The sequence below is a fragment of the Microbacterium altimontanum genome (genome assembly GCF_058349865.2).
In genome coordinates, this window is sequence record NZ_JBYRJB020000004.1 from 204866 (window position 1) to 229599 (window position 24734).

24 protein-coding genes are annotated in these 24734 nt (G+C 70.9%); 20 read left to right on the forward strand and 4 right to left on the reverse strand.

The features are described from left to right. Positions 1–12: 12 nt before the first annotated feature. Complete coding sequence (gene rpsT / locus AC3RX1_RS08265) at positions 13–273, reverse strand: 30S ribosomal protein S20 (RefSeq protein ID WP_491500750.1); 261 nt, start codon at positions 271–273, stop codon at positions 13–15. Positions 274–519: 246 nt separating this feature from the next. Here rpsT and AC3RX1_RS08270 point away from each other — a divergent pair, with 246 nt between their 5' ends. Then, on the forward strand, positions 520–1896 hold the full coding sequence (locus AC3RX1_RS08270; protein ID WP_491500751.1) for a GH1 family beta-glucosidase: 1377 nt from the start codon (positions 520–522) through the stop codon (positions 1894–1896). After that, positions 1893–3155 carry an MFS transporter gene (locus AC3RX1_RS08275; protein ID WP_491500752.1) on the forward strand — a complete coding sequence of 421 codons (1263 nt, stop codon included), beginning with the start codon at positions 1893–1895 and terminating at the stop codon, positions 3153–3155. The genes AC3RX1_RS08270 and AC3RX1_RS08275 overlap by 4 nt, the downstream gene beginning before the upstream one ends. Here the strand turns inward: AC3RX1_RS08275 and AC3RX1_RS08280 are convergent. After that, positions 3094–3828 (reverse strand): alpha/beta fold hydrolase, encoded by a 735-nt coding sequence (locus tag AC3RX1_RS08280; protein WP_491500753.1) that lies wholly within the window; start codon positions 3826–3828, stop codon positions 3094–3096. The two genes, AC3RX1_RS08275 and AC3RX1_RS08280, sit on opposite strands and share 62 nt — an antisense overlap. Positions 3829–3895: 67 nt before the next feature. On the opposite strand from AC3RX1_RS08280, the gene lepA reads away from it, so the two are divergent. The 12 genes from lepA (at position 3896) to leuA (ending at position 16747) form a co-directional block, all read left to right on the forward strand. Then, on the forward strand, positions 3896–5749 hold the full coding sequence (gene lepA / locus AC3RX1_RS08285) for a translation elongation factor 4 (RefSeq protein WP_491500754.1): 1854 nt from the start codon (positions 3896–3898) through the stop codon (positions 5747–5749). A 61-nt stretch (positions 5750–5810) separates the two neighbouring features. Beyond that, positions 5811–6461: a DUF1990 domain-containing protein gene (locus AC3RX1_RS08290; RefSeq protein ID WP_491500755.1), complete on the forward strand. Its 651-nt coding sequence runs from the start codon at positions 5811–5813 to the stop codon at positions 6459–6461. Next, positions 6461–7672 (forward strand): radical SAM family heme chaperone HemW, encoded by a 1212-nt coding sequence (hemW, locus tag AC3RX1_RS08295; protein ID WP_491500756.1) that lies wholly within the window; start codon positions 6461–6463, stop codon positions 7670–7672. Before AC3RX1_RS08290 ends, hemW begins: the two co-directional genes overlap by 1 nt. Positions 7673–7774: 102 nt before the next feature. After that, on the forward strand, positions 7775–8812 hold the full coding sequence (hrcA, locus tag AC3RX1_RS08300; protein WP_491500757.1) for a heat-inducible transcriptional repressor HrcA: 1038 nt from the start codon (positions 7775–7777) through the stop codon (positions 8810–8812). A gap of 54 nt (positions 8813–8866) precedes the next feature. After that, positions 8867–9982 (forward strand): molecular chaperone DnaJ, encoded by a 1116-nt coding sequence (gene dnaJ, locus AC3RX1_RS08305; RefSeq protein WP_491500758.1) that lies wholly within the window; start codon positions 8867–8869, stop codon positions 9980–9982. A gap of 2 nt (positions 9983–9984) precedes the next feature. Further along, a complete protein-coding gene (locus AC3RX1_RS08310) occupies positions 9985–10722 on the forward strand; it encodes a 16S rRNA (uracil(1498)-N(3))-methyltransferase (protein WP_491500759.1) in 738 nt (245 codons plus the stop codon). A 32-nt stretch (positions 10723–10754) separates the two neighbouring features. Then, positions 10755–11105, forward strand: coding sequence for an HIT domain-containing protein (locus AC3RX1_RS08315; protein WP_491500760.1), 351 nt, complete (start codon positions 10755–10757; stop codon positions 11103–11105). Then, a complete protein-coding gene (locus AC3RX1_RS08320; RefSeq protein ID WP_491500761.1) occupies positions 11095–12174 on the forward strand; it encodes a PhoH family protein in 1080 nt (359 codons plus the stop codon). The genes AC3RX1_RS08315 and AC3RX1_RS08320 overlap by 11 nt, the downstream gene beginning before the upstream one ends. Continuing rightward, positions 12171–12641, forward strand: a complete 471-nt coding sequence (gene ybeY / locus AC3RX1_RS08325) for an rRNA maturation RNase YbeY (RefSeq protein ID WP_491500762.1) — start codon at positions 12171–12173, stop codon at positions 12639–12641. Before AC3RX1_RS08320 ends, ybeY begins: the two co-directional genes overlap by 4 nt. Further along, positions 12638–13936 carry a hemolysin family protein gene (locus AC3RX1_RS08330; protein ID WP_491500763.1) on the forward strand — a complete coding sequence of 433 codons (1299 nt, stop codon included), beginning with the start codon at positions 12638–12640 and terminating at the stop codon, positions 13934–13936. The genes ybeY and AC3RX1_RS08330 overlap by 4 nt, the downstream gene beginning before the upstream one ends. Continuing rightward, positions 13933–14826 (forward strand): GTPase Era, encoded by an 894-nt coding sequence (gene era, locus AC3RX1_RS08335; RefSeq protein ID WP_491500764.1) that lies wholly within the window; start codon positions 13933–13935, stop codon positions 14824–14826. The genes AC3RX1_RS08330 and era overlap by 4 nt, the downstream gene beginning before the upstream one ends. A 160-nt stretch (positions 14827–14986) precedes the next feature. Then, a complete protein-coding gene (gene leuA, locus AC3RX1_RS08340; RefSeq protein WP_491500765.1) occupies positions 14987–16747 on the forward strand; it encodes a 2-isopropylmalate synthase in 1761 nt (586 codons plus the stop codon). Positions 16748–16753: 6 nt separating this feature from the next. Here leuA and AC3RX1_RS08345 read toward each other — a convergent pair whose 3' ends face one another. After that, positions 16754–17446 carry a trimeric intracellular cation channel family protein gene (locus AC3RX1_RS08345; RefSeq protein WP_491500766.1) on the reverse strand — a complete coding sequence of 231 codons (693 nt, stop codon included), beginning with the start codon at positions 17444–17446 and terminating at the stop codon, positions 16754–16756. 36 nt (positions 17447–17482) lie between these two features. On the opposite strand from AC3RX1_RS08345, the gene recO reads away from it, so the two are divergent. From recO to AC3RX1_RS08360, 3 genes are read left to right on the forward strand one after another with little or no spacing between them, the layout of a single operon-like run. Next, the gene (gene recO, locus AC3RX1_RS08350) at positions 17483–18235 is read left to right on the forward strand and encodes a DNA repair protein RecO (RefSeq protein WP_491500767.1); all 753 of its coding nucleotides are present in this window, start codon (positions 17483–17485) and stop codon (positions 18233–18235) included. Beyond that, positions 18232–19041 carry an isoprenyl transferase gene (locus AC3RX1_RS08355; RefSeq protein ID WP_491500768.1) on the forward strand — a complete coding sequence of 270 codons (810 nt, stop codon included), beginning with the start codon at positions 18232–18234 and terminating at the stop codon, positions 19039–19041. The genes recO and AC3RX1_RS08355 overlap by 4 nt, the downstream gene beginning before the upstream one ends. Positions 19042–19087: 46 nt before the next feature. Further along, a complete protein-coding gene (locus tag AC3RX1_RS08360) occupies positions 19088–19750 on the forward strand; it encodes a DsbA family oxidoreductase (protein ID WP_491500769.1) in 663 nt (220 codons plus the stop codon). On the opposite strand, the gene AC3RX1_RS08365 is transcribed toward AC3RX1_RS08360, so the two are convergent. Then, the gene (locus tag AC3RX1_RS08365) at positions 19747–20241 is read right to left on the reverse strand and encodes a glutathione peroxidase (protein WP_491500770.1); all 495 of its coding nucleotides are present in this window, start codon (positions 20239–20241) and stop codon (positions 19747–19749) included. The two genes, AC3RX1_RS08360 and AC3RX1_RS08365, sit on opposite strands and share 4 nt — an antisense overlap. A gap of 57 nt (positions 20242–20298) precedes the next feature. On the opposite strand from AC3RX1_RS08365, the gene dusB reads away from it, so the two are divergent. The 3 genes from dusB to dnaG are packed head-to-tail and all read left to right on the forward strand — an operon-like array spanning position 20299 to position 24702. Next, entirely contained in the window at positions 20299–21462 is a 1164-nt protein-coding gene (dusB, locus tag AC3RX1_RS08370) for a tRNA dihydrouridine synthase DusB (protein ID WP_491500771.1), read from the forward strand. Further along, complete coding sequence (locus AC3RX1_RS08375; protein WP_491500772.1) at positions 21452–22795, forward strand: deoxyguanosinetriphosphate triphosphohydrolase; 1344 nt, start codon at positions 21452–21454, stop codon at positions 22793–22795. The genes dusB and AC3RX1_RS08375 overlap by 11 nt, the downstream gene beginning before the upstream one ends. Next, positions 22795–24702 carry a DNA primase gene (gene dnaG / locus AC3RX1_RS08380; protein WP_491500773.1) on the forward strand — a complete coding sequence of 636 codons (1908 nt, stop codon included), beginning with the start codon at positions 22795–22797 and terminating at the stop codon, positions 24700–24702. The genes AC3RX1_RS08375 and dnaG overlap by 1 nt, the downstream gene beginning before the upstream one ends. The last annotated feature ends 32 nt before the right edge of the window (positions 24703–24734 follow it).

Here is a 24734-nt window from a genome sequence, read left to right on the forward strand (position 1 = left end):
GAGGAGTGTGCGTCAGAGCGCGGCGACCTGCTTGGCGATCGACGACTTGCGGTTCGCAGCCTGGTTCTCGTGGATGACGCCCTTGCTGACGGCCTTGTCGAGCTTCTTGCTCGCGCGGACCAGCGCCTTCTCGGCGGCGGCCTTGTCGCCCGTCGCGATGGCCTCGCGGGTGCGACGCACCTCGGTCTTCAGCTCGCTCTTGACGGCCTTGTTGCGCTCGCGCGCCTTCTCGTTGGTCTTGTTGCGCTTGATCTGCGACTTGATGTTTGCCACGTGTGGACGTTCTTTCGTTCGATGTGTCGGTTGAGTGCCGCTCGCACGAGAGGGGTGCGGTGCAGCGTGTGCGGGAAAAACCCACACGCAAGCCAATCAGTGAGTCTACCAGGAACCGCGCCGGTCTCCGACCCGGCGGATCGCCGTCGTTCGCGCCTCGGCGGCCGGCCGACTGGCGCCGAATCGTCCCCGTGCACCATGATCGAGTCACCCGACACTCTCGCACGACGACGTCCGAGGAGCACCATGACGCCCGATCCGCACGCGCTCGCCTCTCGATTCCCCGAGGGCTTCCGATGGTCCGCCGCCACATCCGCGTTCCAGATCGAGGGAGCACGCGCCGCCGACGGCCGAGGCCGCAGCATCTGGGACACCCAGGTGGAGGTGCCGGGCTGGGTCGTCGACGGCGCGACGGCCGAGCCCGGCCCCGACAGCTACCACCGCTTCCCCGACGACATCGCGCTGCTGCAGAGGCTCGGCGCCGACCGCTACCGCTTCTCACTGTCGTGGGTGCGCATCCAGCCCGAAGGAACCGGTCCGGCCAGCGCCGCCGGCCTCGACTACTACGACCGCCTGGTCGACGGACTCCTCGATGCCGGCGTCACGCCGTTCCCGACGCTGTACCACTGGGACCACCCCCAGGCACTCGAGGACGAAGGCGGCTGGCTGCGGCGCGACATGGCCGACCGCTTCGCGGACTACGCCGAGATCGTCGCATCCCGCCTCGGCGACCGTGTGCACGACTGGTACACGCTCAACGAGCCGGTGTCGATGACGCTGCAGGGCTACGGGATCGGCACCCTCGCTCCCGCAAAGCCGCTGCTGTTCGACGCGCTGCCCACCGTGCACCATCAGCTTCTCGCCCACGGCCGAGCCGCGGTCGTGCTGCGCGAGCACGGTGCGGCGACGGTCGGCATCCCCAACAACCACACCCTCGTGCGGCCGCTGACGCAGTCCGCAGCGGACCAGATCGCCGCCGCGACGTACGACCTGCTGCACAACAGGCTGTTCGCCGATCCGATCCTGACCGGCCGGTACCCGGACCTGGCGGAGTTCGGCCTGCCGCCCCTGCCCGTCGAAGACGGCGATCTCGCCCTCATCGCCGCGCCGCTCGACGTCTACGGCGTCAACTTCTACAACCCCACCACCGTGCGGGCGGCCGTCGAGCCCGGCCCCCTCCCGTTCGAGATCGTGCCGACGCCCGGCGTTCCCACAACCGGCTTCGGCCCGGAATGGCCGATCGACCCGCCCGCCCTCCGCGATCTGCTCGTCGACTTCCGCGACCGGTACGGCGACGCGCTGCCGCCGATCGTGATCGGCGAGAACGGCGCCTCCTTCCCGGAACCGGATGCGGCGACCCGCGTGATCGACGATGACCGCATCGCGTACCTCGCGGGGCACATCGCCGCCGTCGCCGACGCCATCGAGGCGGGAGTGCGGGTCGACGAGTACACCGTGTGGTCGCTGCTCGACAACTTCGAATGGGCCGACGGCTTCACCCAGCGGTTCGGCCTCGTCCACGTCGACCACGCCACGGGCCGGCGCACCCCGAAGGCGTCGTACGACTGGTACGGCGTCCTCGTGTCGGCGGCGCACGCCGTCCGTGCCGAGGTCCGCGCATGAACGCCGTCGCTCCGGCGCGGGTGGGCAGCCGCTGGTTCGTCCTGTTCACGCTCGCCTGGCTCGCGATCTGGACGGTGCAGCTCACTCCCGTCCAGCTGCTGCTGCCCGGGCAGCTGAACACGCCGGGCGCGGCCGGAACCTGGGTCTACGGGGTCGTGTACTCCGGCATCGTGCTCGGCGTCGGCGGACTCGCCGGCATCGTCGCCGGCCCGCTGTCGGGCGCGCTCTCCGACCGCACCCGCACCCGGTGGGGGAGGCGCCGACCGTGGGCCGTCGGGGCCAGCTGGCTCACCGCGGTCTGCCTCGCCCTCACGGGCCTCGCCGAAGGCCCCTGGCTCATCGGCCTCGCGTGGACCGGGGTGTCGGTCGGCATCGCCGTCGCCTCAGCGGCGTTCACCGCGTTGATCGCCGACCAGCTGCCCGAATCGCAGCGCGGAGGCGCGGCCGCATCCGCAAGCTCCTCGCAGGCCGTCGGCATCGTGCTCGGTGTGGGAGCGGTGGTCCTCCTCGGTCTGAGCGTGCTCGCCGGCTACCTCGTCCTCGCCGTCTTCATCGCCGTCGTCGGCACCGGCACGGCGGTGCTCCTGCCCGATCCGGCGCCGGGTGAGGTGCCCGCGGCGCAGCGCCGACAGCCGCGGGGACTGCCGTGGGCGTCGCTGCGCGACCGCGACTTCGCCTGGGTCGTGTGGGGCCGCTTCGTCGTCAACGTCGGCAACGCCCTCCCCACCACGCTGTTCCTGTTCTTCCTCATGTACGGTCTGGGGCAGCCGCAGGCGACGGCGGAGGACAATCTCCTCCTCGTGATCGTCGTCTACACGATCTTCGTCGTGGCGGCATCGGTGCTCGCCGGGTGGTGGTCCGACCGGACCGGGGCGCGGCGGCGGCTCACCGTCGTGTCCGCGCTCGTGCAGGCCGTCGCCGCCCTCGTCATCATGGTCGCGCCGTCGCTCACCACGACGATGATCGCCGCCGCGGTCCTCGGGGCGGGCTACGGAGCCTTCTCCACCGTGGGTCTCGCCTACGCGACCGATCTGCTGCCGCACGCGCAGGACCACGCGCGCGACCTCGGGCTCGTGAACACGTCGGCGGCGCTCGGCCAGCTCGTCGGCCCGCTCGTCGGTGCCGCGCTCGTGGCGCTCGTGGGCGGGTTCTGGCTGCTGCTGCTCGCGAGCTTTGTGGTCTCCGCGGTCGGCGGCGTCATGTCGGGGATGGCGCGCGAACGCTCATCGTCGCGAGTGCCAGATCCAGCACCGCGTTGAACACCCGGGGCCGCATCGCTGTCACGAGGTGCGTCGACCGCGGCACGACGATGAGCTCGGCATCCGGCACCAGGCTCGTGAAGAGTCGCTCGTTCACCCGCAGCTGGTCGTACTGGCCGTTCACGAACCACATCGGGATGCGGATGCGCCGCAGGGCCGCGACGAGGTCGAGCACCGACAGGCTCTTCAGCGCGATGTCCTGTGCGACGAACGCGTAGCCGCCGGCGCCGAAGTCCTCGCGTGTCTCGTGCGGCAGCGTGAGCTGGAGCACCCGGTCGGCCAGCCACTGCCCGTGGTCCGGAAGCCGGTCCATGCGCCGCGCGAGAAAGCGGTAGGCGGCAAGCCCCGCGCCGCGCGGGACCGCGGTGCAGGACGCGGCGATGAACGCGGCGACCGGCGGCGGGTCCTCCCTCCCCACGAACTCGGTGCACAGCAGCCCGCCCATCGAATGCCCGACGAGCAGCACCGGGCCGCGGGCCGCGGCATCCGTCACCGCCTCCTCGATCGTCGCGAACGCCGCCTCGAGCGTGAACTCCTCCGCCATGCGCGTCCCGTGGCCGGGAAGGTCCACCGCCACCGAGGGGACGCCCTGCTCGTCGAGATGCGCCACCTGCGCCCGCCACATCGTGGCGGACGTGCGGATGCCGTGCACGAAGACCACCTGCGCCGTCATGCAGCCAGGCTACGGCCTGCCCCGCGGGATCCGGCGGATCCGCGGGTCACCGTAGAATCGACGGGACATGTCACCACGCGCCCTGCAGCCCCTCGAGCCGTCAGCGACGGCTCCCGAGCTGATCCGAAACTTCTGCATCATCGCCCACATCGACCACGGGAAGTCGACGCTCGCCGACCGGATGCTGCAGATCACGGGCGTCGTCGCCGACCGCGACATGCGCGCCCAGTACCTCGACCGCATGGACATCGAGCGCGAGCGCGGCATCACGATCAAGAGCCAGGCGGTCCGGATGCCGTGGGCGACGGATTCCGAGACATATGCGCTGAACATGATCGACACCCCCGGGCACGTCGACTTCACATACGAGGTGTCGCGCTCGCTCGCTGCCTGCGAGGGCGCGATCCTGCTCGTCGACGCCGCACAGGGCATCGAGGCGCAGACCCTCGCGAACCTCTACCTCGCGCTCGAGAACGATCTGCACATCATCCCGGTGCTCAACAAGATCGACCTCCCGGCGGCCGACCCCGAGAAGTTCGCCGCCGAGCTCGCGAACCTCATCGGCGGCAGCCCCGACGACGTGCTGCGCGTGTCGGGCAAGACCGGGCAGGGCGTCGAGGAGCTGCTGGACCGCATCGTCGCCGAGATCCCGCCGCCGTCCGGTGATCCGGATGCGCCGGCCCGCGCCATGATCTTCGACTCGGTGTACGACTCCTACCGCGGCGTCGTGACCTACGTCCGCATGGTCGACGGCAAGCTCGAGCCGCGCCAGAGGGTGCAGATGATGTCGACGCGGGCGACGCACGACCTGCTCGAGATCGGCGTCTCGAGCCCCGAGCCGACGCCCACGAAGGGGCTCGGCGTCGGCGAGGTCGGCTACCTCATCACCGGCGTGAAGGACGTGCGCCAGTCGAAGGTCGGCGACACCGTCACCGATCAGCGCAAGCCCGCCGCTGAGCCGCTCGCCGGCTATACCGACCCGAAGCCGATGGTGTTCTCGGGGCTGTATCCGATCGACTCGAGCGACTACGCCGAGCTGCGCGAGGCGCTCGACAAACTCAAGCTGTCGGATGCGTCGCTGGCATACGAGCCCGAGACGTCGGTGGCGCTCGGCTTCGGCTTCCGCTGCGGGTTCCTCGGCCTCCTGCACCTCGAGATCGTCACCGAGCGGCTCGCGCGCGAGTTCGACCTCGACCTCATCACGACCGCTCCGAGCGTCGTCTACGACGTCACGACCGACGTGGGCGAGAACGTCATCGTGACGAACCCGAGCGAGTACCCCGACGGCCGCGTCGCGACCGTCGCCGAGCCCATGGTCAAGGCGGCGATCCTGACGCCGAAGGACTTCGTCGGCACCGTCATGGAGCTGTGCCAGTCGCGCCGCGGGAGCCTCCTCGGCATGGACTACCTCAGCGAGGATCGCGTCGAGCTCCGGTACCACATCCCGCTCGGCGAGATCGTGTTCGACTTCTTCGACCAGCTGAAGAGCCGCACGCAGGGCTACGCCTCGCTCGACTACGAGCCGAGCGGATCGCAGGAGGCCGACCTCGTGAAGGTCGACATCCTGCTCCAGGGCGAGCGGGTCGACGCGTTCAGCTCGATCGTGCACCGGGACAAGGCGTATGCGTACGGCACGATGATGACGGAGCGGCTGCGCAAGCTCATCCCGCGGCAGCAGTTCGAGGTGCCGATCCAGGCCGCGATCGGCGCTCGGATCATCGCCCGCGAGAACATCCGCGCGATCCGCAAGGACGTGCTGGCCAAGTGCTACGGCGGCGACATCACCCGCAAGCGCAAGCTCCTCGAGAAGCAGAAGGAGGGCAAGAAGCGCATGAAGATGGTCGGCCGCGTGGAGGTCCCCCAGGAGGCGTTCATCGCCGCGCTCTCGGGCGATGTCGAGGGCGGCAAGGAGAAGAAGTAGCCGGCCTCGAGCGGCCCGGTTCTCATCCAGCGGTCAGCCTGATCTGGGTAGGCTGAAGCGCATGCGCCGAGGGACCTTCCGTGACGAGACGGTCGACTATGCCGCCGTCGGCGCCACCCAGGCGCCGGACCTCATGCAGTACCCGCCCGAGCGCAGCGTGCCGGCGCAGGAGTCTTGGCGCATCGGCAGCGGCCAGGGGCGTTTCGACTCCGCCTCGGAGGCCCTGCTGTCGTGGCGCGCGCTGCGCGACGGGGGCCTCGCGGTCTCGGACGTGCGTCCTGCCGCCGGGCCGATGTACTCCGGAGTGAGCTTCGATCACGAGGGTCACCCGGTGGCGCCCAGCCGCCTCGAATCGGAGCAGCGCTTCGACGCCGACGGCACGCCGTGGGTCAGCTCCGGGTCGACCATCCGGGTGCGCGGACGCATCGCGGGCATGAAGGCCGACGCCGAGCTGCGCGTGATCTTCGCCGTCGAGGAGCCCCGCCGCGTCGGCTTCGCCCTCGGCACCGTCGGCGACTCGGTCGTGAGCGGTGAGGAGTCGTTCATGGTCGACTGGTACGACAACGACGAGGTGTGGTTCACCGTGCGCGCGTTCGACGCGCCGAGCTCGTTCGTGTACCGGATGATCCCGGTGCTCGTCTCGCGGCGGCGCAAGGCCCTGTTCCAGCGGTACCTGCGCGCGATCTCGCCGCTGTACACCACCCCGGCCTGATGGGGTCCGCCCTTCCGCTCGGCGATCCCGCGCCGCCCCACGGCGCGCTGCCCGCCGACCTCCGTCACGACCCGCACGCGACGTTCAGCGCGTACCTGCATGTGCCGTTCTGCCGCGTGCGCTGCGGGTACTGCGACTTCAACACCTACACCGCCGCCGAGCTGCGCGGGGCGCGGCAGGACCAGTACGCCGACACGCTGCTGCACGAGGTGGCGCTCGCGCGGCGGGTGCTGACCGACGCCGGCGCGCTGCGACCGGCCGCCACGGTGTTCTTCGGCGGGGGGACCCCGACGCTGCTGCCGGCCGGAGACCTCGCCCGGATGCTGGCCGGCGTCCGCGACGCGTTCGGGATCGCGCCGGAGGCGGAGATCACCGTCGAGGCGAACCCCGACACGGTGACGGATGCGTCGGCCGCCGCGCTCGCCGCCGCGGGGGTGACGCGGCTGTCCATCGGCATGCAGTCCGCCGTGCCGCATGTGCTCGCAGCCCTCGACCGCACCCACGAGCCGGCGGCGGTGCCCACCGCGGTGCACGCGGCGCGCACGGCGGGTCTCGACGTCAGCCTCGATCTCATCTACGGGGCGCCGGGGGAGTCTCTCTCCGACTGGCGGGCCTCGCTCGACGCCGCCCTGGCGCTCGAGCCCGACCACGTGTCGGCGTACGCCCTGATCGTCGAGCAGGGCACGAAACTCGCCCGGCAGATCCGCCGGGGCGAGGTGCCGGCCCCCGACGACGACCTGCAGGCCGACATGTACGAGCTCGCCGACGGGCTGCTCGCCGAAGCGGGGTACGAGTGGTACGAGGTGTCGAACTGGGCGCGCGGCGACGCGCACCGTTCCCGGCACAACCTCGCGTACTGGCGCGGCGGCGACTGGTGGGGCTTCGGCCCCGGCGCGCACAGCCACGTCGCGGGGCTGCGGTGGTGGAACGTGAAGCATCCGGCCGCCTACGCGCAGCGCCTCGCGGCGGGCGAGTCGCCGGCCGCGGGCCGCGAGCGGCCCGACGTCCGAGCCCGGGAGCTCGAGGCGGTCCTGCTGCGCACCCGCATCCGCGAGGGGATGGCGGTCGCCGAGCTCGAGAGGCGGGATGCCGTCGCGGGCCTCATCGCCGACGGCCTCGTCGACGGTGCCGCCGCGGTGGCCGGCACCGTCGTGCTGACGCGGAAGGGCCGGCTGCTGGCCGACGCGGTGGTGCGCGCGCTCACCGGATGAGACCGCCCTTTGCGCCGGCGTCAGTCGCGCCCGGTAGAATTGGCACTCGGAAGGGGCGAGTGCCAGACAGCACCGCCGCACGGACGACGGAGGGAGCACGGAATGGTCAGCGAACGCGGACTGCAGGTCCTCCAGGCCATCGTGCAGGACTACGTCGAGACGCGTGAGCCCGTCGGCAGCAAGTCGATCGTCGACCGGCACGCGTTCGGCGTGTCGGCTGCGACGATCCGCAACGACATGGCGCTCCTCGAGGACGAGGAGCTCATCGTCGCGCCGCACACCTCGTCGGGTCGGGTGCCCACCGACAAGGGGTATCGCGTCTTCGTCGACCACCTCGCCCGCATCCGTCCGCTCTCGCCCGCGCAGCGCTCCGCCGTCACGACGTTCCTCGACGGGTCGAGCGACCTCGACGACGTCCTGGCGCGCACGGTGCGGGCCCTCACCCGGCTCACCGGCCAGGTCGCCATCGTGCAGTACCCCTCGTTCGCCCGCGCGAACGTCTCGCACGTCGAGATCGTCGATCTCGGCGGCCGGATCCTCGTGATCCTCGTCACCGACACCGGCCGCGTCTCACAGCGCATCGTCGGGATGCCAATCGACCTCGACGACGCCGAGGTGGACCGGCTCCGCGCCCGCGTCGAAGGCCTCGTCACCCGGCAGAGCGTCCGCGACGGCGCCCATGCCGTCGCGGAGGCGCTGAGCGCCCAGGCGCCCGAGACCACGCGCCTGGACGCCGCGCTCCGGGTGGTGCTGGGCGTCGTCGCCGAGGAGCTCGAGGAGTTCCGGCAGGATCGCCTGCTGCTCGGCGGGACGGCGAACCTCGCGCGCAGCGAGGCCGATTTCCGCGGCAGCATCTACCCGCTCCTCGAGGCGATCGAGGAGCAGGTGACGCTGCTCCGCCTGATGAGCGAGATGGTCGCCGACCAGGAGGGGCTGGCCGCCTCGATCGGGCGCGAGAACGCGGCGTTCGGGCTGAGCGAGGCATCCGTCGTCACCGGCGACTACGACGCGACGGGGTCGCCCGCGCGCGTCGGGGTGCTCGGCCCCACCCGCATGGACTACCCCACCAACCTCGCGGCGGTGCGAGCCGTCGCGCACTATCTGAACCGCCTGCTCGACGACGACGAGATGTCGCGCTGACCGGGCCGAGGATTCACACGATCCCGCGTCGCGCACGCGGGCAGGAAGGCGATTGTGGCTGATCAGGACCATTACGAGGTTCTCGGCGTCTCGCGCGAGGCGTCGGCGGAGGAGATCAAGAAGGCGTACCGCCGGCTCGCGCGGGAGCTTCACCCCGACGTGAACCCGGGGGCCGATGCCGAGGAGCGCTTCAAGCTCGTCACCCACGCGTACGACGTGCTGAGCGACCCCGAGCAGCGGCGCCGGTACGACATGGGCGGCGACTCGCCGTTCGGCCAGGCGGGCGGCTTCGGCGGCTTCGGCGACATCTTCGAGACGTTCTTCGGGGCGGCCGGGGGCGGCCGGGGCGCGCGGCCCCGATCGCGTCGTGAGCGCGGACAGGACGCCCTCGTCCGCGTGAACCTCGAACTCGGCGATGTCGTGTTCGGCGTGCACCGCGAGATCGAGGTCGACACCGCCGTGGTGTGCGAGACCTGCGACGGCTCGTGCTGTCAGCCCGGCACCTCGCCGGTCACGTGCGAGATCTGCAACGGCACCGGGCACGTGCAGCGCACCGTGCGCAGCCTCCTCGGCAACGTCGTGACGAGCGCTCCGTGCACGGTGTGCCAGGGCTACGGCACGACGATCCCGTACCCCTGCGCCACCTGCCAGGGTCAGGGGCGGGTGCGCTCGCGCCGCACCGTCGGCATCGACATCCCGGCGGGCGTCGAGTCGGGTCTGCGGCTGCAGCTGCCCGGGTCGGGCGAGGTCGGCCCCGCCGGCGGGCCGAACGGCGATCTGTACCTCGAAGTCGTCGTCGAGCCGCACGACGTGTTCAGCCGCGACGGCGACGACCTCCTCGCCACCCTCGAGGTGTCGATGCCCGACGCGGTCCTCGGCACGACGACCACGATCGAGTCGCTCGACGGCCCCGTCGACCTCGAGGTGCGGCCGGGCGTGCAGGGCGGCGACGTCCTGACGATCAAGGGACGGGGGATCACGCCGCTGCGCGGCTCCCAGCGCGGCGACCTGCGGGTGGGCGTGCACGTCGTCACCCCGACGCGTCTGGACGCCAAGGAGCGCGCCCTCATCGAGGACTTCAAGAAGAAGACCAAGGCCCCCGCGCCGAAGCTCGCCCACTTCCAGCAGGGACTGTTCGCGAAGCTGCGCGACAGGTTCCGGAACAGCTGACGGTGCCCCTCCACTTCCTGACGACGGATGCGTCGGCCGCCGCGGTCGGCTCGTCGATCGAGCTCTCCGGAGCCGAGGCGCACCACGCGGCAGCGGTCCGGCGGGTGCGGGCGGGGGAGCGGGTGACGCTCGGCGACGGCCGCGGCGTGTGGCTCGAGGGCGAATGCGCGCTCGTCGAGCGCGGTCGCGTGCTCGTGATCGTGACGGACCGCCGCGAGGTGCCGGAGCCGCGCCCGCGGATCGTGCTCGTGCAGGCGCTCGCGAAGGGCGACCGCGACGAGCTCGCCGTGCAGGCGACGACGGAGCTCGGCGTGGACGAGATCGTGCCGTGGCAGTCGGCCCGCAGCGTCTCGCGGTGGGTGGGCGAGAAGGCCGAGAAGGGCCGAGCGCGCTGGCAGACGATCGCGCGGGAGGCGGCCAAGCAGGCGCACCGTGCCTGGGTGCCCGAGGTCGGCGCTGTCGCCACGACGGCCGACATCGCGCGGCGGGCCGCGACATCCCGCGTCTTCGTCCTCGAGCCGACCGGTGCCCGCCGGCTCACCCAGGCCGGGATCATCGCCTCCGACGACCGCGACATCGTGCTCGTCGTCGGTCCCGAAGGCGGCATCGCCGACGACGAGCTCGCGCTGCTGGGCGACGCCGGCGCCTCGACCGTCGTGCTCGGCGACACCGTGCTGCGCACGTCGACGGCCGGGCCGGCCGCGGTGGCGGTCGTGAACGCCGCCCTCGGCCGCTGGTGACCGCGTCGCCGCCCTCTCCTAGACTTGACCGCATGAGCGAACCGTCGATCTTCACCCGCATCCTCGAAGGCGAGATCCCGTCGGAGATCGTCGCGGAGACGGACACGCTCTTCGCCATCCGCGACATCGCGCCGAAGGCGCCCGTGCATCTGCTCGTGATCCCCAAGACCGCGCAGTACCGCGACGTCACCGAACTGGCGAACGGCGACCCAGCCCTCCTGGCCGAGATGGTCGACTTCGCGCAGACCCTCGCCGACGAGCACTCCGACGGCGACTTCCGCCTCATCTTCAACACGGGTGAGGGGGCCGGCCAGACCGTGTTCCACGTGCACGCGCACGTGCTCAGCGGCGGCCTCGACGAGAAGAGCATGAATGCCGGATGACGCCCCCGCCGTCGAGCACATCTACGCCGACGGCATCGCGATGGTGCAGCTGCTGGGGCCACAGGACCGCCTGCTGCGCGTCGTGGAACGCGAGCATCCCGACGTCGACGTGCACGTGCGCGGCAACGAGATCACACTCTCCGGCGAAGCCGCTCAGGTCGCGGCGGCGCGCGCCCTCGTCGACGAGCTGCTGGAGATGACGCGCACCGGCCAGGGGCTCGACCCGATCGACGTCGTGACGTCCAACCGGATGCTGCAGGCCGACTCGGGACTGCGGCCGTCCGAGGTCATGGGCGAGGCGATCCTCAGCTCCCGCGGGAAGGTCATCCGCCCCAAGACCGCCGGGCAGAAGGCCTACGTCGACGCGATCGACGAGAACACGATCGTGTTCGGCATCGGACCGGCGGGCACCGGCAAGACGTACCTCGCGATGGCGAAGGCCGTGCAGGCGCTGCAGCGCAAAGAGGTCAGCCGGATCATCCTCAGCCGCCCCGCGATCGAGGCGGGGGAGCGGCTCGGCTTCCTCCCCGGCACGCTCACCGACAAGATCGACCCGTACCTGCGGCCCCTCTACGACGCGCTGAACGAGATGATGGATCCCGAGCTCGTCCCGAAGCTCATGGCGACCGGCACGATCGAGGTCGCCCCGCTCGCGTATATGCGCGGAAGGACGATCGATAACTCGTTCGTCGTGCTCGACGAGGCGCAGAACACGACGCCCGAGCAGATGAAGATGTTCCTCACCCGGCTCGGGTTCGGCACCCGGATGGTCGTCACCGGCGACATCACGCAGATCGACCTGCCGGCCGGGGCGTCCGGCCTGCGGCTGGTCACCCGCGTGCTGGCCGACATCGACGACATCCACTTCTCCTACCTGACGAGCGACGACGTCGTGCGGCACACGCTGGTCGGCCGCATCGTCGACGCGTACACCGAGTACGACGAGCACCGCCTCGCCGCCCGCCGGGAGCGCGACGAGGCGAGCGAGTTCGCCAACCGCGCGGAGCGCCGCAGCGCCCAGCACGCGCGAGCGACACGCGACCACCTGCCGAAGCGAGGACGGCCATGACGATCGAGATCACGAACGAGTCCGGGGTCGCCGTCGACGAGACGGTGCTCCTGCGTCTCATGGAGCACCACTTCGCCGAGCTGCACGTGAGTCCCGACGCCGACGTGGCGATCCTGCTCGTCGACGAAGGCGCCATGGAGGCGCTGCACGTGCAGTGGATGGACGAACCCGGCCCGACCGACGTGCTGAGCTTCCCGATGGACGAGCTGCGCCCCGGCACGGCGGACGAGCCCACCCCGCCGGGTCTGCTCGGCGACATCGTGCTCTGCCCGCAGGTCGCCGAGACGCAGGCCGAGGCCGCCCGGCACTCCACGCTCGAGGAGCTGCTGCTGCTGACCACCCACGGGCTGCTGCACCTCCTCGGCTTCGACCACGCCGAGCCCGACGAGGAGCGGGAGATGTTCGGCCTGCAGCGCGAGCTGCTGCTCGGCTTCCAGACCGCCGAGCGCCGGCGCCGCAACGCATGACAGCGACCCTGCTGCTCGTCGCGGCGGTGCTGCTCGTCGCCTTCGGCGGGCTCATGGCGGCCCTCGACGCCGCGATGAGCGTCACCGGACGACAGGATCTCACCGAGCTCGCCGACGAGGGCGGCCGCAGCGCCGACACGCTCCGCCGCATCGCCGAGGACCCCGACGCGCATCTGCACGCGGTGGTGTTCATCCGCGTCCTCGCCGAGACGACGGCGGCGGTGCTCGTCACCGTCGCCTTCACGATCCTGTTCGCGAACATCTGGTGGGCGATGCTCGCGGCGGCCCTCCTGATGACGGCGATCTCCTTCGTCCTCGTCGGCGCGAGCCCGCGCTCCGTGGGGCGCCGGCACGCGCAGGGCCTGCTGCGCGGATCCGCCGGCATCGTGCACGGACTGCGGATCATCCTCGGGCCCATCGTGCAGGGCCTCATCGCCCTCGGCGACCGGGTCACGCCCGGCGGCGCTCGCGGCGCGTCCTTCGCGAGCGAGGAGCAGCTGCTCAGCATGCTCGACGAGGCCGCCGAGCAGGACCTCATCGAAGAGGACGATCGCGACCTCATCCACTCGGTGTTCGACTTCACCGACACGTTCGTGCGCGCCGTCATGGTGCCGCGCACCGACCTCGTGACCGTCGACGCGAACGACACCGCGCGCGAGGCGATGAGCGTGTTCCTCGAGCGCGGCGTCTCACGCATCCCGGTCGTCGACGACGAGGCCGACGACGTGGTGGGGGTGCTCTACCTCAAGGACCTGGTGCTCATCAGCTTCCGCGACGAGACGGGATGGGGCGACGCCCCCGTCAGCCGCATCGCGCGGCCGCCGGTGTTCGTCCCCGAGTCGATGCGCGCGGAGACGCTGCTGCAGCAGATGAAGCGCGACGCCGTGCACGTGTGCCTCGTCGTCGACGAATACGGCGGGGTCTCGGGGCTCGTGACGCTGGAGGACCTCATCGAGGAGCTCGTCGGCGACATCTCCGACGAGTACGATCCTCGATCGAACGAGGTCGTCGAGCTCGAGCCCGGGCGCTACCGGGTGAGCGCCCGCCTGTCCGTCGACGAGGTGGGGGAGCTGTTCGGCCTCGAGCTCGAGGATGAAGAGGTGGACTCGATCGGCGGACTGCTCGGCAAGGCGCTCGGACGCGTCCCGCAGCCCGGCGCCGCCGCCGAGGTCGACGGGCTGCGGCTCACCGGCGGCGTGTCGCGGGGACGCGGCCGGGGGATCGCCACCGTGTTCGTCGAACGAGCGCCGCACGATGAGACGCCGCCGGCGGCGTCGGAAGGACGGGAGAGATGACCGAGAACCGCTGCGGTTTCGTGACGTTCGTGGGGCGCCCGAACGTCGGCAAATCCACCCTGACCAACGCGCTCGTCGGCGAGAAGGTCGCGATCACGAGCGAGAAGCCGCAGACGACGCGGCGCGCGATCCGCGGCATCCTGAACCGTCCCGGCGGTCAGCTCATCATCGTCGACACGCCGGGAATCCACCGTCCGCGCACGCTCCTCGGGCAGCGGCTGAACGACCTCGTCGAGCAGGTGCTCGGGGATGTCGACGTCATCGCGTTCTGCGCGCCCGCGACGGAGAAGGTCGGCCCCGGCGACCGGCGCATCGCCGCGTCACTCGACGGCTATCCCCGGGCGAAGAAGGTCGCCATCGTCACGAAGACGGATGCCGCGACCCGCGACCAGATCACGGAACGGCTCGTCGAGGTCGACCAGCTGCGTGAGGACTGGGCCGCCGTCATCCCGCTGTCGGCCCTCACCCGCGACCAGCTCGACGTCCTGAGCGACGAGCTGCTGCGCCTGATGCCGGAGGGTCCGGCCCTGTACCCCGACGACATCGTCACCGACGAGAGCATCGAGGACCGCGTGGCCGAGATCATCCGCGAGGCGGCCCTCGAGGGTGTGCGCGACGAGCTGCCGCACTCGATCGCGGTGACGATCCAGGACATCGCGCCCCGGGAGGACAGCGACCTCACCGATGTCTACGCCGACATCGTGGTCGAGCGCGACAGCCAGAAGGCGATCATCATCGGGCGCAAGGGCGCGCGACTGAAGGATGTCGGAGCCCGCTCCCGTGCGGGCATCGAACCGCTCATCGGCTCTCGCGTCTTCCTGTCGCTGCACGTGCGCGTCGCGAAGGAATGGCAGCGCGATCCCAAGCAGCTCGGCCGGCTCGGATTCTGACACATGTCGTCGTCGCCGCCGGGGCGGGTGTACGCTGTCTGCATGCGCGCAGGCTTCGTGCTTCTCCTTAGCTGCCGCGACGAGTCCTCGTTCTAGGGCCTTCCTCGTCGCGGAGCTTGTCGTCGGCCCGCCCCTTTGACGAAGAGAAGAAGCCCGCATCATGAAGAACAACCAGCAGCCGTCGTCGATGCCGATCCACAAGTATCGGCCGTACCACGAGCAGATCAGCGTCGACCTCCCCGACCGCACCTGGCCCGACGCGCACATCACGACGGCCCCGCGCTGGTGCGCCGTCGACCTGCGAGACGGGAACCAGGCGCTCATCGACCCGATGAGCCCCGAGCGCAAGCGGATCATGTTCGATCTGCTCGTGCAGATGGGCTACAAGGAGATCGAGGTCGGCTTCCCCTCGGCGAGCCAGACCGACTTCGACTTCGTGCGCCAGCTGATCGACGAGGGGGCGATCCCCGACGACGTCACGATCCAGGTGCTCACGCAGTCGCGTGCGCACCTCATCGAGCGCACCTACGAGGCGATCGCCGGCGCGAAGCAGGCCATCGTGCACCTCTACAACTCGACGAGCATCCTGCAGCGGGAGGTCGTGTTCCGCACCGACCGGCAGGGCATCATCGACATCGCGCTCGACGGCGCGCGGCTGTGCCGTGAGTTCGAGAAGCGGATTCCCGAGACCACGGTGTACTACGAGTACTCGCCCGAGAGCTACACGGGCACCGAGCTGGAGTTCGCCGTCGACATCTGCAACCAGGTGCTCGAGGTGTTCGAGCCGACGCCGGAGCGCAAGGTCGTCATCAACCTGCCGGCCACCGTCGAGATGGCGACGCCCAACGTGTACGCGGACTCGATCGAGTGGATGAGCCGGCACCTGGACCACCGCGAGAATGTCATCCTGTCGCTGCATCCGCACAACGACCGCGGCACGGCGGTGGCCGCCGCCGAGCTCGGGTACATGGCCGGAGCCGACCGCATCGAAGGCTGCCTGTTCGGCAACGGGGAGCGGACGGGCAACGTCGACCTCGTGACGCTGGGCGTCAACCTGTTCACCCAGGGCATCGACCCGCAGATCGACTTCAGCGACATCGACCAGATCAAGCGCACCGTCGAGTACTGCAACCAGCTGCCCGTGCCCGAGCGCACGCCGTGGGGCGGCGACCTCGTGTTCACCGCGTTCAGCGGCTCGCACCAGGACGCCATCAAGAAGGGCTTCGAGGCGATGGACGCCCGCGCCGCCGCGCAGGGCGTCACGGTCGACGACATCGAGTGGGGTGTGCCGTACCTGCCGGTCGACCCGAAGGACCTCGGCCGCTCGTACGAGGCCGTCATCCGCGTCAACTCGCAGTCGGGCAAGGGCGGCGTCGCGTACCTGCTGAAGACCGACCACGCGATCGACCTGCCGCGCAAGCTCCAGATCGAGTTCTCCGGCGTCGTGCAGTCGAAGACGGACGCCGAGGGCGGCGAGATCACGAGCGAGCAGATCTGGTCGGTGTTCACCGACGAGTATCTGCCGGCGGACGACGCCGAGGCGCGCTGGGGGCGCTTCGAGCTGCGGAGCACCCGCACCTCGAGCGACATGACCGGCGACGTCACCCTGGATGTGACGCTGCGCGACGGCGACACCGAGGTGAAGACGCAGACCTCCGGCAACGGGCCGGTGGCGGCGTTCCTCGAGGTGCTGCGCGCCGAGGGGATCGACGTCACCGTGTACGACTACGTCGAGCACGCGCTCAGCTCGGGCGGCGACGCCCAGGCGGCAGCCTACGTCGAGCTGCAGGTCGACGGGCAGCGGCTGTGGGGCGTCGGCATCGACTCCGACATCTCGACGGCGAGCCTGAAGGCCATCGTCTCGGGTGTGAACCGGTCGATCCGCTCCCGCCAGGCGACCCCGGAGCTCGCGACGGTCTGAGGTCCGTCAGTCCGTCGGCTTGACGATCGGGATCGCGCTGGTCTCGACGGCCACCTTGCGGCGGTGCAGCATGCGCTGCTCCGGCAGCGAGACGTCGAAGATCACGGCGAGCAGCCGGATGATGGTCGTCACGACGATCCCGATGACGGCGGCGACCACGAGCGAGACCCCGAAGGCGTGCAGCAGCGCGAGCACGACGCATCCGCCACCGGCCGCGACGGCGTACAGCGAACCGACGTGCATGATCGCGACGGGAAGTCCCACGAGGACGTCGCGCAGCACGCCACCGCCGACCGCGGAGCACACTCCGACGAAGACGGCCGGCACGAGCGGGAGCCCCAAAGCCAGCGCCTTGCTCGTCCCGAAGGCGCCGAACAGGGCGATCACGAGCGCGTCGAGCCCGACGATCACACCGTTCAGCCGCGTGAAGGTCCCGGCGAGGAGCATCCCCACGAGGGAGGCCGCCGTGGCCGTCACGAGGTACCAGTTGTTCTGCAGGGTCACCGGCGTCGTGTTCAGCAGCAGGTCACGGATGAGGCCGCCGCCCATCCCGATCATGATCCCGATGATCGCGACGCCGAGGAAGTCGAGACGTCGCTGACCGCGGAACCCGGCGGCGAACACGGCGCCCTGGATGCCGCCCAGACCCACGGCGAGGAGGTCCGCCCACAGCGGAATGACGATGATCGTGTCGGCCACGCATCCATTGTCTCCGCTTGCCGGGATAATCGAGTGGTGCCCACCTACCGCGACGAAGTCGTGGTCCTGCGAACCCACAAGCTGGGGGAGGCGGACCGCATCGTCACCCTCCTCAGTCGCCGGCACGGCAAGATCCGCGCCGTGGCGAAGGGGGTGCGGCGCACGTCCTCCCGGTTCGGCGCGCGCCTCGAGCCGTTCATGGTGGCCGATGTGCAGCTGTACGAGGGGCGCAGCCTCGACATCGTGCAGCAGGCCGACTCCCTGGGCGCCTATGGCGCCGACATCGCCGCGCACTACGACCGCTACACGGCGGCCAGCGCGATGGTCGAGACCGCCGACCGGCTCAACGAGGCCGAGGCGACGCCGCAGCAGTACCTGCTGCTCGTCGGCGGACTGCGCGCGCTCGCGCGCGGCGACCACGCCGCGCGCAGCATCCTCGACTCCTATCTGCTGCGCGCCATGGCGATGTCGGGGTGGGCGCCCGGACTGGGCGACTGCGCGCGCTGCGGGCTGCCCGGGCCGCACGACTCGTTCGTGGCGCAGCTGGGCGGGATCGTCTGCCGCGGCTGCGCGCCCGCCGGCTCCGTGCACGTCGACATGACGACGTCGAACCTCCTGCAGGCGCTGATCGCGGGGGAGTGGGATGTCGTCGACACGGCTTCCGCATCCACCACCGCCGCCGCATCCGGCCTCGTCGCCGCCTACGCGCAGTGGCACCTCGAGCGCGGCATCCGCGCCCTGCAGCACGTGCTGAACGAGCCGGCGGTGCCGGAGGAAGCGCGCCCGTGAGCCCCAAGCCCTATACGCACAAGGACGCCGTGGAGTACCGGCCGATCGACTGGACCGGTGTGCACCCGCGGCAGTATCCGAAGGGCGCGGTGCCGAAGCACGTCGCGATCGTGATGGACGGCAACGGCCGGTGGGCGAACCGCCGGGGGCTCACCCGCATCGAGGGTCACCGCGCCGGCGAGGCGGCGCTCCTCGACGTCGTGGCGGGCGCGATCCAGGCCGGCGTCACGCACCTGTCGGTGTACGCGTTCTCGACGGAGAACTGGACGCGCTCGCCCGACGAGGTGCGGTTCCTGATGGGCTTCAACCGGGAAGTGCTGCATCGCCGGCGCGATCAGCTGAACGAGTGGGGCGTCCGCATCCGATGGGCCGGGCGCAGGCCGCGCCTCTGGGGCTCGGTGATCAAGGAGCTGCAGTACGCCGAGCAGCTCACGGCCGGCAACGATGTGCTCACCCTCACGATGTGCGTGAACTACGGCGGGCGCGTCGAACTCGTCGACGCCATGCGCTCGATCGCCGAGGACGTGGCGGCGAGACGGCTGAAGCCGTCGGCCGTCACCGAGAAGCTGGTGCGCCGGCGCCTGTACGTCCCCGACATGCCCGATGTCGACCTGTTCGTGCGCTCCTCGGGCGAGCAGCGCACGTCGAACTTCCTGCTGTGGGAGTCCGCCTATGCCGAGTTCGTGTTCCTCGACACGCTGTGGCCCGACTTCACGCGCCAGGACCTGTGGCACGCGATCGACCTGTACCTCGACCGCGACCGCCGATTCGGCGGAGCCGTGGACGCCCCCGACACCGCCCTGTAAGAGCATTCGCCGGAATACACCGGCCCACCCGGAGGTTTCACCCCACGTGACTGAACCCCTCACCATCGACGTCTGGTCCGACATCGCCTGCCCCTGGTGCTACATCGGCAAGCGCAATCTCGAGAAGGGGCTGGCCGCCGCATCCGCCGGCGACGACGCCCCCGACGTCGAGGTCGTCTTCCACTCCTTCGAGCTCTCTCCCGACACGCCGGTCGACTTCGACGGCGACGAGATCGACTTCCTCGCCGGGCACAAGGGGATGCCGCGCGAGCAGGTGCAGCAGATGCTCGAGCGGGTCACCGGGGTCGCCGCCGATGCCGGACTGGACTACCGCTTCGACATCCTCCAGCACACCAACACCGTGAAGGCCCACGAGCTGCTGCACTTCGCGAAGGAGCAGGGCCGCCAGCACGAGATGGCCGAGCGCCTGATGGCCGGCTACTTCACCGAGGGCCGGCACGTCGGTCGCGTCGACGACCTGGTCGCACTCGCCGGCGAGGTCGGCCTGGACGAGGGCGCCGCACGTGACGCCCTCGAGTCCGGTCGCCACCTCGACGACGTCCGCGCCGACCAGGCGCAGGCGGCGGCGTACGGCATCAACGGCGTGCCGTTCTTCGTGATCGACGGGAAGTACGGCGTCAGCGGCGCACAGCCGCCCGAGGCGTTCGCGCAGATCGTCCGCCAGGTCTGGGACGAGCACCGGAACTAGGCGGGCAGCGCCTCTTCGATCACGGCGACGACGGAGGGGTCGTCGGGTTTCGTCTGCGGGCGGAAGCGGTGCAGCACGCCGTCGGGCGTCAGCACGAACTTCTCGAAGTTCCACATGATCGGGCCGCGCTTGCCCTCGGCATCCTTCGTCTTCTTCAGCGCCTTGAACAGCGGCGCCGCGCCCGTGCCGTTGACCTTCACCTTGTCGAGCACGGGGAACGTGACGCCGTAGCTCGTCGAGCAGAACTCGAGGATCTCGTCCATGGTCCCGGGTTCCTGGCCCATGAACTGGTTGCACGGGAATCCGAGCACCGTGAAGCCGCGGTCGCCGTACGTGCGCTGCAGCTGCTCGAGCTGCTCGTACTGCGGCGTCAGGCCGCATTTCGAGGCCACATTGACGATCAGCAGCACCTTCCCGCCGTAGTCGGCGAGGGTCGCGATCGATCCGTCGGCGGTGGTGAAGGGGATGTCGCGCAGGGCGTCGTCGGTCATATCCACAGCGTAGGCGCGCGCGAGCGCGGGGCGCGCCGGTTCTGGGAGAATGGGGAGGTGACCGCCACGACAGCCCCCGCCCGCACCCTGCGCATCGGGCCCATCGCACTCGACGCTCCCGTCGTGCTCGCACCGATGGCGGGCATCACGAACACGGCGTTCCGCCGCCTGTGCCGCGAGTACGGCGCCGGCCTCTACGTGAGCGAGATGATCACGACACGTGCCCTCGTCGAGCGCAATGCGACGACGATGCGGCTCATCACCCACCACGAGTCCGAATCGCTGCGCTCCATCCAGCTGTACGGCGTCGACCCGCACACGGTCTCCGATGCGGTGAAGCTCCTCGTCGACGAGGACCGCGCCGACCACATCGACATGAACTTCGGATGCCCCGTCCCCAAGGTGACGCGCAAGGGCGGCGGGTCGGCGCTGCCGTGGAAGCTGGATCTGTTCCACGACATCGTCACGGCGGCGGTGCGGGCCGCCGGGCCGATCCCGGTGACCGTCAAGATGCGCAAGGGCATCGACGACGACCACCTGACGTACCTCGAGGCCGCGCGCATCGCGGAGGACGCCGGGGTCTCCGCGATCGCGCTGCATGCACGCACCGCGAGTCAGTACTACTCCGGTCACGCCGACTGGTCGGCCATCGCGACCCTGAAGGAGACCGTCACGAGCGTCCCGGTGCTCGGCAACGGCGACATCTGGTCGGCCGACGACGCGCAGCGCATGATCGACGAGACCGGCTGCGACGGAGTCGTCGTCGGGCGCGGATGCCTCGGCCGCCCCTGGCTGTTCGGCGACCTGGCGCGCGCCCTCGGCGGAGCGGGTGCTGCGACCGGTGAGCCGGTCGATGCGACCCTCGCCTTCGTGGCCCGCGCCTTCCGCCGGCACGCCGAGCTGCTCGTCGAGTTCTTCGAGGACGAGGATCGCGGCTGCCGCGACATCCGCAAGCACGTCGCGTGGTACTTCAAGGGCTATCCCGTCGGCGGCGATCTGCGGGCGCGCCTGGCGACCGCGTCGAGTCTCGCCGAGATCGACGATCTGCTCGCCGAGCTCGACCTCGACGCGCCGTACCCCGGTGCCGCGGCGGAGGGGCAGCGCGGCCGCGCCGGCACGCCGAAGCGCACGGTGCTGCCCGAGGGGTGGCTCGACTCCCGCGAGATCGGCGCGCACGCACGAAGCCTCTCGGAGTCGGAGGCCGATACGAGTGGCGGCTGAGAGCGCCTCCGCCGTCGGCGTCTCCCCGGGCCGGCCGAGCGGATACGACGACGCCGACGCCGCACGATTCCACGGGGAGCGGCACCGCTCGCAGCGCGACGACTTCGCGCGCGACAGGGCCCGCGTGCTGCACTCGGCGGCGCTTCGCCGTCTCGCGGCGAAGACCCAGGTGCTCTCGCCCGCGTCTCCGGCCGACTTCGCGCGCAACCGGCTCACGCATTCCCTCGAGGTCGCGCAGGTCGGCCGTGAGCTCGCCACGGCGCTGCGGCTGTCGCCCGACGTCGTCGACACCGCCTGCCTCAACCACGACCTCGGGCATCCGCCGTTCGGGCACAACGGCGAACGCGCGCTCAACGACTGGGCCGCGGGCTTCGGCGGGTTCGAGGGGAACGCGCAGACGCTGCGCATCGTGACGCGCCTCGAGCCGAAGGTGATCGGCCCCGATGGCACGAGCTACGGACTCAACCTCACCCGTGCGAGTCTCGACGCCACGTGCAAGTACCCCTGGACGGCCGACCGCCCGCTGCCGGATGCCGGCGGCCGGCTGAAGTTCGGCGTGTACGCCGACGACGAGGACATCTTCCACTGGATGCGCGCCGACGCGCCCGGCCGGGTGCGGTGCATCGAGGCGGAGGTCATGGACCTCTCCGACGACATCGCCTACTCGGTGCATGACTTCGAGGACGCCATCGTCAACGGCTACCTCGACCCGGCGCGCCTGCGCGCCCCCGGCGAGCACGCGGGACTGCTCGACGCCATCCAGTCGTGGGTCGGCTACGACTTCCATCGCGACGAGCTCGAGGACGCGCTGTACCGGCTCACCGCCCTCGACCAGTGGCTTCCCTCCTTCGACGGGTCGCGTGCCGCCCTCGCGGGGCTCAAGAACCTCACGAGCGACCTCATCGGCCGCTTCGCCCGCGCCGCGACGGCCGCCACCCGCGAGGCGTACGCCACGCCGGTGCTCACCCGGTACCACGCGCATGTCGTGGTGCCGCGGGTCATCGAGGTCGAGATGGCGGTGCTCAAGGGCGTCATCGGAGCCTTCGTCGTCTCGATCGAGGGGCGCAAGGCGCTCTACAAGGAACAGCGCCGCATTCTCAAGCGCCTCGCCGACGCCCTGTGGGCGCAGCCCGAGCAGCTCGATCCGATGTTCCGCGGCGACTTCGCCGCGGCGGTGACGGATGCGGCACGCCGACGCGTGATCGTCGACCAGGTCGCGAGCCTCACCGACCAGCTGGCCCTCGCGTGGCACGCGCGGCTCGTCGGGCCGGTCGACGCGTCGTCGCTCGGCGTGTGGGTGCCGGCCGCCCACGACATGGCGGCGGTGGACTGATGCCCGGACGGATCGCCCAGGCCGACATCGACGAGGTCAAGTCGCGCGTCAACATCGCCGACGTGATCGGCGAGCGGGTCGCGCTGAAGTCCGCGGGTGTCGGCTCGATGAAGGGCCTGTGCCCCTTCCACGACGAGAAGAGCCCGAGCTTCAACGTGCGGCCGCAGGTGGGCTTCTACCACTGCTTCGGCTGCGGCGAGTCGGGCGACGTGTACACGTTCCTGCGCCAGATGGATCACCTGTCCTTCACCGAGGCGGTGGAGCGCCTCGCGGCACGCATCGGCTACACGCTGCACTACGAAGAGGGCGGCGCGGCACCGGAGACCTCGGGACGGTCGCGCCTGTATGCGGCGAACGCCGCGGCGGCGGAGTGGTTCCGGGAGCGGCTGATGTCGCCCGAGGCCGAGCCGGGCCGGCGGTTCCTCGGGGAGCGGGGCTTCGACGCGGGGGCTGCGGCGCACTTCGGCGTCGGGTACGCGCCGAAGGGGTGGTCGGGGCTGCTCGACGCGCTCACCGCGCAGGGCTTCACCCGGGACGAGCTCACGACCGCAGGGCTCGTCTCGCAGGGTCAGCGGGGCGTGTACGACAGGTTCCGGGGGCGGGTGATCTGGCCCATCCGCGACATCGCCGGGCAGACGCTCGGCTTCGGGGCGCGGCGGCTGTTCGACGACGACAACGGGCCGAAGTACCTCAATACGCCCGAGACCCCGCTGTACCGCAAGACGCAGGTGCTGTACGGGCTCGATCTCGCCAAGCGCGACATCGCGCGCGGCGAGCCCCGACGGGTCGTGGTGGTGGAGGGGTACACCGACGTCATGGCGTGCCACCTCGCGGGGGTGACGACCGCCGTCGCGACCTGCGGCACGGCGTTCGGCGCCGACCACATGGGCATCCTCCGCCGTGTCATCGGCGACGACGCCGCCGCCGAGGTCGTCTTCACGTTCGATCCCGACGCCGCCGGGCAGAAGGCCGCCGTGCGCGCCTTCGCCTCGACCCGCGGCGTGAAGGCGCAGAGCTTCGTCGCCGTGGGGCCGACCGGTCTCGACCCGTGCGACCTCCGCCTGCAGCGCGGCGACGCCGCCGTGCGTTCGCTCATGGACACGAAGGCGCCCATGTTCGAGTTCGTCATCGACCAGCGGCTGTCGGGGTACGACCTGCACACCGTCGAGGGACGCATCGGCGGGCTGCGCTCGGCGTCGCCGATCGTCGCCGAGCTGCGCGACCCGATCGTCCGGCGCGAGTACGAGCGCGTGCTCGCGCGACGGCTCGGAATGGACCCCGGCGAGGTGCACCGCGAGGTGGAGCGGGCCGGACGCGCGGAGGAGAAGGCGGGCCAGAATGCCGGACAGAGGGCCGAGAACGGCGGCGCGCCCGCGGGGGAGCGCCGGGGACCGGACGTGCGCACGACGTCTGCGACCGAGGGCGCTCCGGAGCTGCGGGTCACCCTGGCGTCGCTGCCGCGGACCGGCGAGGTCGCACTCGAGCGCGACGCGCTGATGGGGTTCCTGCAGTTCGGGCACCGCATCGACCCCGAGCTGCTGCAGCGTGCGGTGCGGCTCCCCCTGCGGCATCCCGCTCTCGACGCCGTGCGGCAGAGCGTCGCCGCGGTCTCGGATGTGTCACGGCACGGCTGGGCCGTCGACGCCGTCTCGGCGGTGCGCGAGCCGTACCGGGGGCTCGCCGCCGAGCTGCTCACGGGGGAGTTCCCCGCCCGGGACGACGAGCACGCCGCGCTGTCGACGCAGGATCTCGCCCGCCGGCTCGTGATGCGCTCGCTCGACGAACGCAAGCGCGGGCTGCTCGGCGACATCCAGCGCGTGTCGGCCGACTCGGAGGAGGGCCGCGCGGTCCGCGTGGAGCTGCGGAACCTCGACGCCGAGCGGCAGCGCCTGCTCGCGGACTCGTAGTGGCGGCGCCCGAGCGCACCCGGCAGGATGGG

Bases quoted from the DNA above. Each gene is read 5' to 3' on its own strand.
- hrcA (WP_491500757.1), top strand. From the start codon at position 7,775: ATGGTCAGCGAACGCGGACTGCAGGTCCTCCAGGCCATCGTGCAGGAC.
- hemW (WP_491500756.1), top strand. From the start codon at position 6,461: ATGGGGTCCGCCCTTCCGCTCGGCGATCCCGCGCCGCCCCACGGCGCG.
- era (WP_491500764.1), top strand. From the start codon at position 13,933: ATGACCGAGAACCGCTGCGGTTTCGTGACGTTCGTGGGGCGCCCGAAC.
- ybeY (WP_491500762.1), top strand. From the start codon at position 12,171: ATGACGATCGAGATCACGAACGAGTCCGGGGTCGCCGTCGACGAGACG.
- lepA (WP_491500754.1), top strand. From the start codon at position 3,896: ATGTCACCACGCGCCCTGCAGCCCCTCGAGCCGTCAGCGACGGCTCCC.
- AC3RX1_RS08290 (WP_491500755.1), top strand. From the start codon at position 5,811: ATGCGCCGAGGGACCTTCCGTGACGAGACGGTCGACTATGCCGCCGTC.
- AC3RX1_RS08270 (WP_491500751.1), top strand. From the start codon at position 520: ATGACGCCCGATCCGCACGCGCTCGCCTCTCGATTCCCCGAGGGCTTC.
- dnaG (WP_491500773.1), top strand. From the start codon at position 22,795: ATGCCCGGACGGATCGCCCAGGCCGACATCGACGAGGTCAAGTCGCGC.
- AC3RX1_RS08330 (WP_491500763.1), top strand. From the start codon at position 12,638: ATGACAGCGACCCTGCTGCTCGTCGCGGCGGTGCTGCTCGTCGCCTTC.
- leuA (WP_491500765.1), top strand. From the start codon at position 14,987: ATGAAGAACAACCAGCAGCCGTCGTCGATGCCGATCCACAAGTATCGG.
- AC3RX1_RS08275 (WP_491500752.1), top strand. From the start codon at position 1,893: ATGAACGCCGTCGCTCCGGCGCGGGTGGGCAGCCGCTGGTTCGTCCTG.
- AC3RX1_RS08315 (WP_491500760.1), top strand. From the start codon at position 10,755: ATGAGCGAACCGTCGATCTTCACCCGCATCCTCGAAGGCGAGATCCCG.
- AC3RX1_RS08280 (WP_491500753.1), bottom strand. From the start codon at position 3,828: ATGACGGCGCAGGTGGTCTTCGTGCACGGCATCCGCACGTCCGCCACG.
- AC3RX1_RS08365 (WP_491500770.1), bottom strand. From the start codon at position 20,241: ATGACCGACGACGCCCTGCGCGACATCCCCTTCACCACCGCCGACGGA.
- AC3RX1_RS08320 (WP_491500761.1), top strand. From the start codon at position 11,095: ATGCCGGATGACGCCCCCGCCGTCGAGCACATCTACGCCGACGGCATC.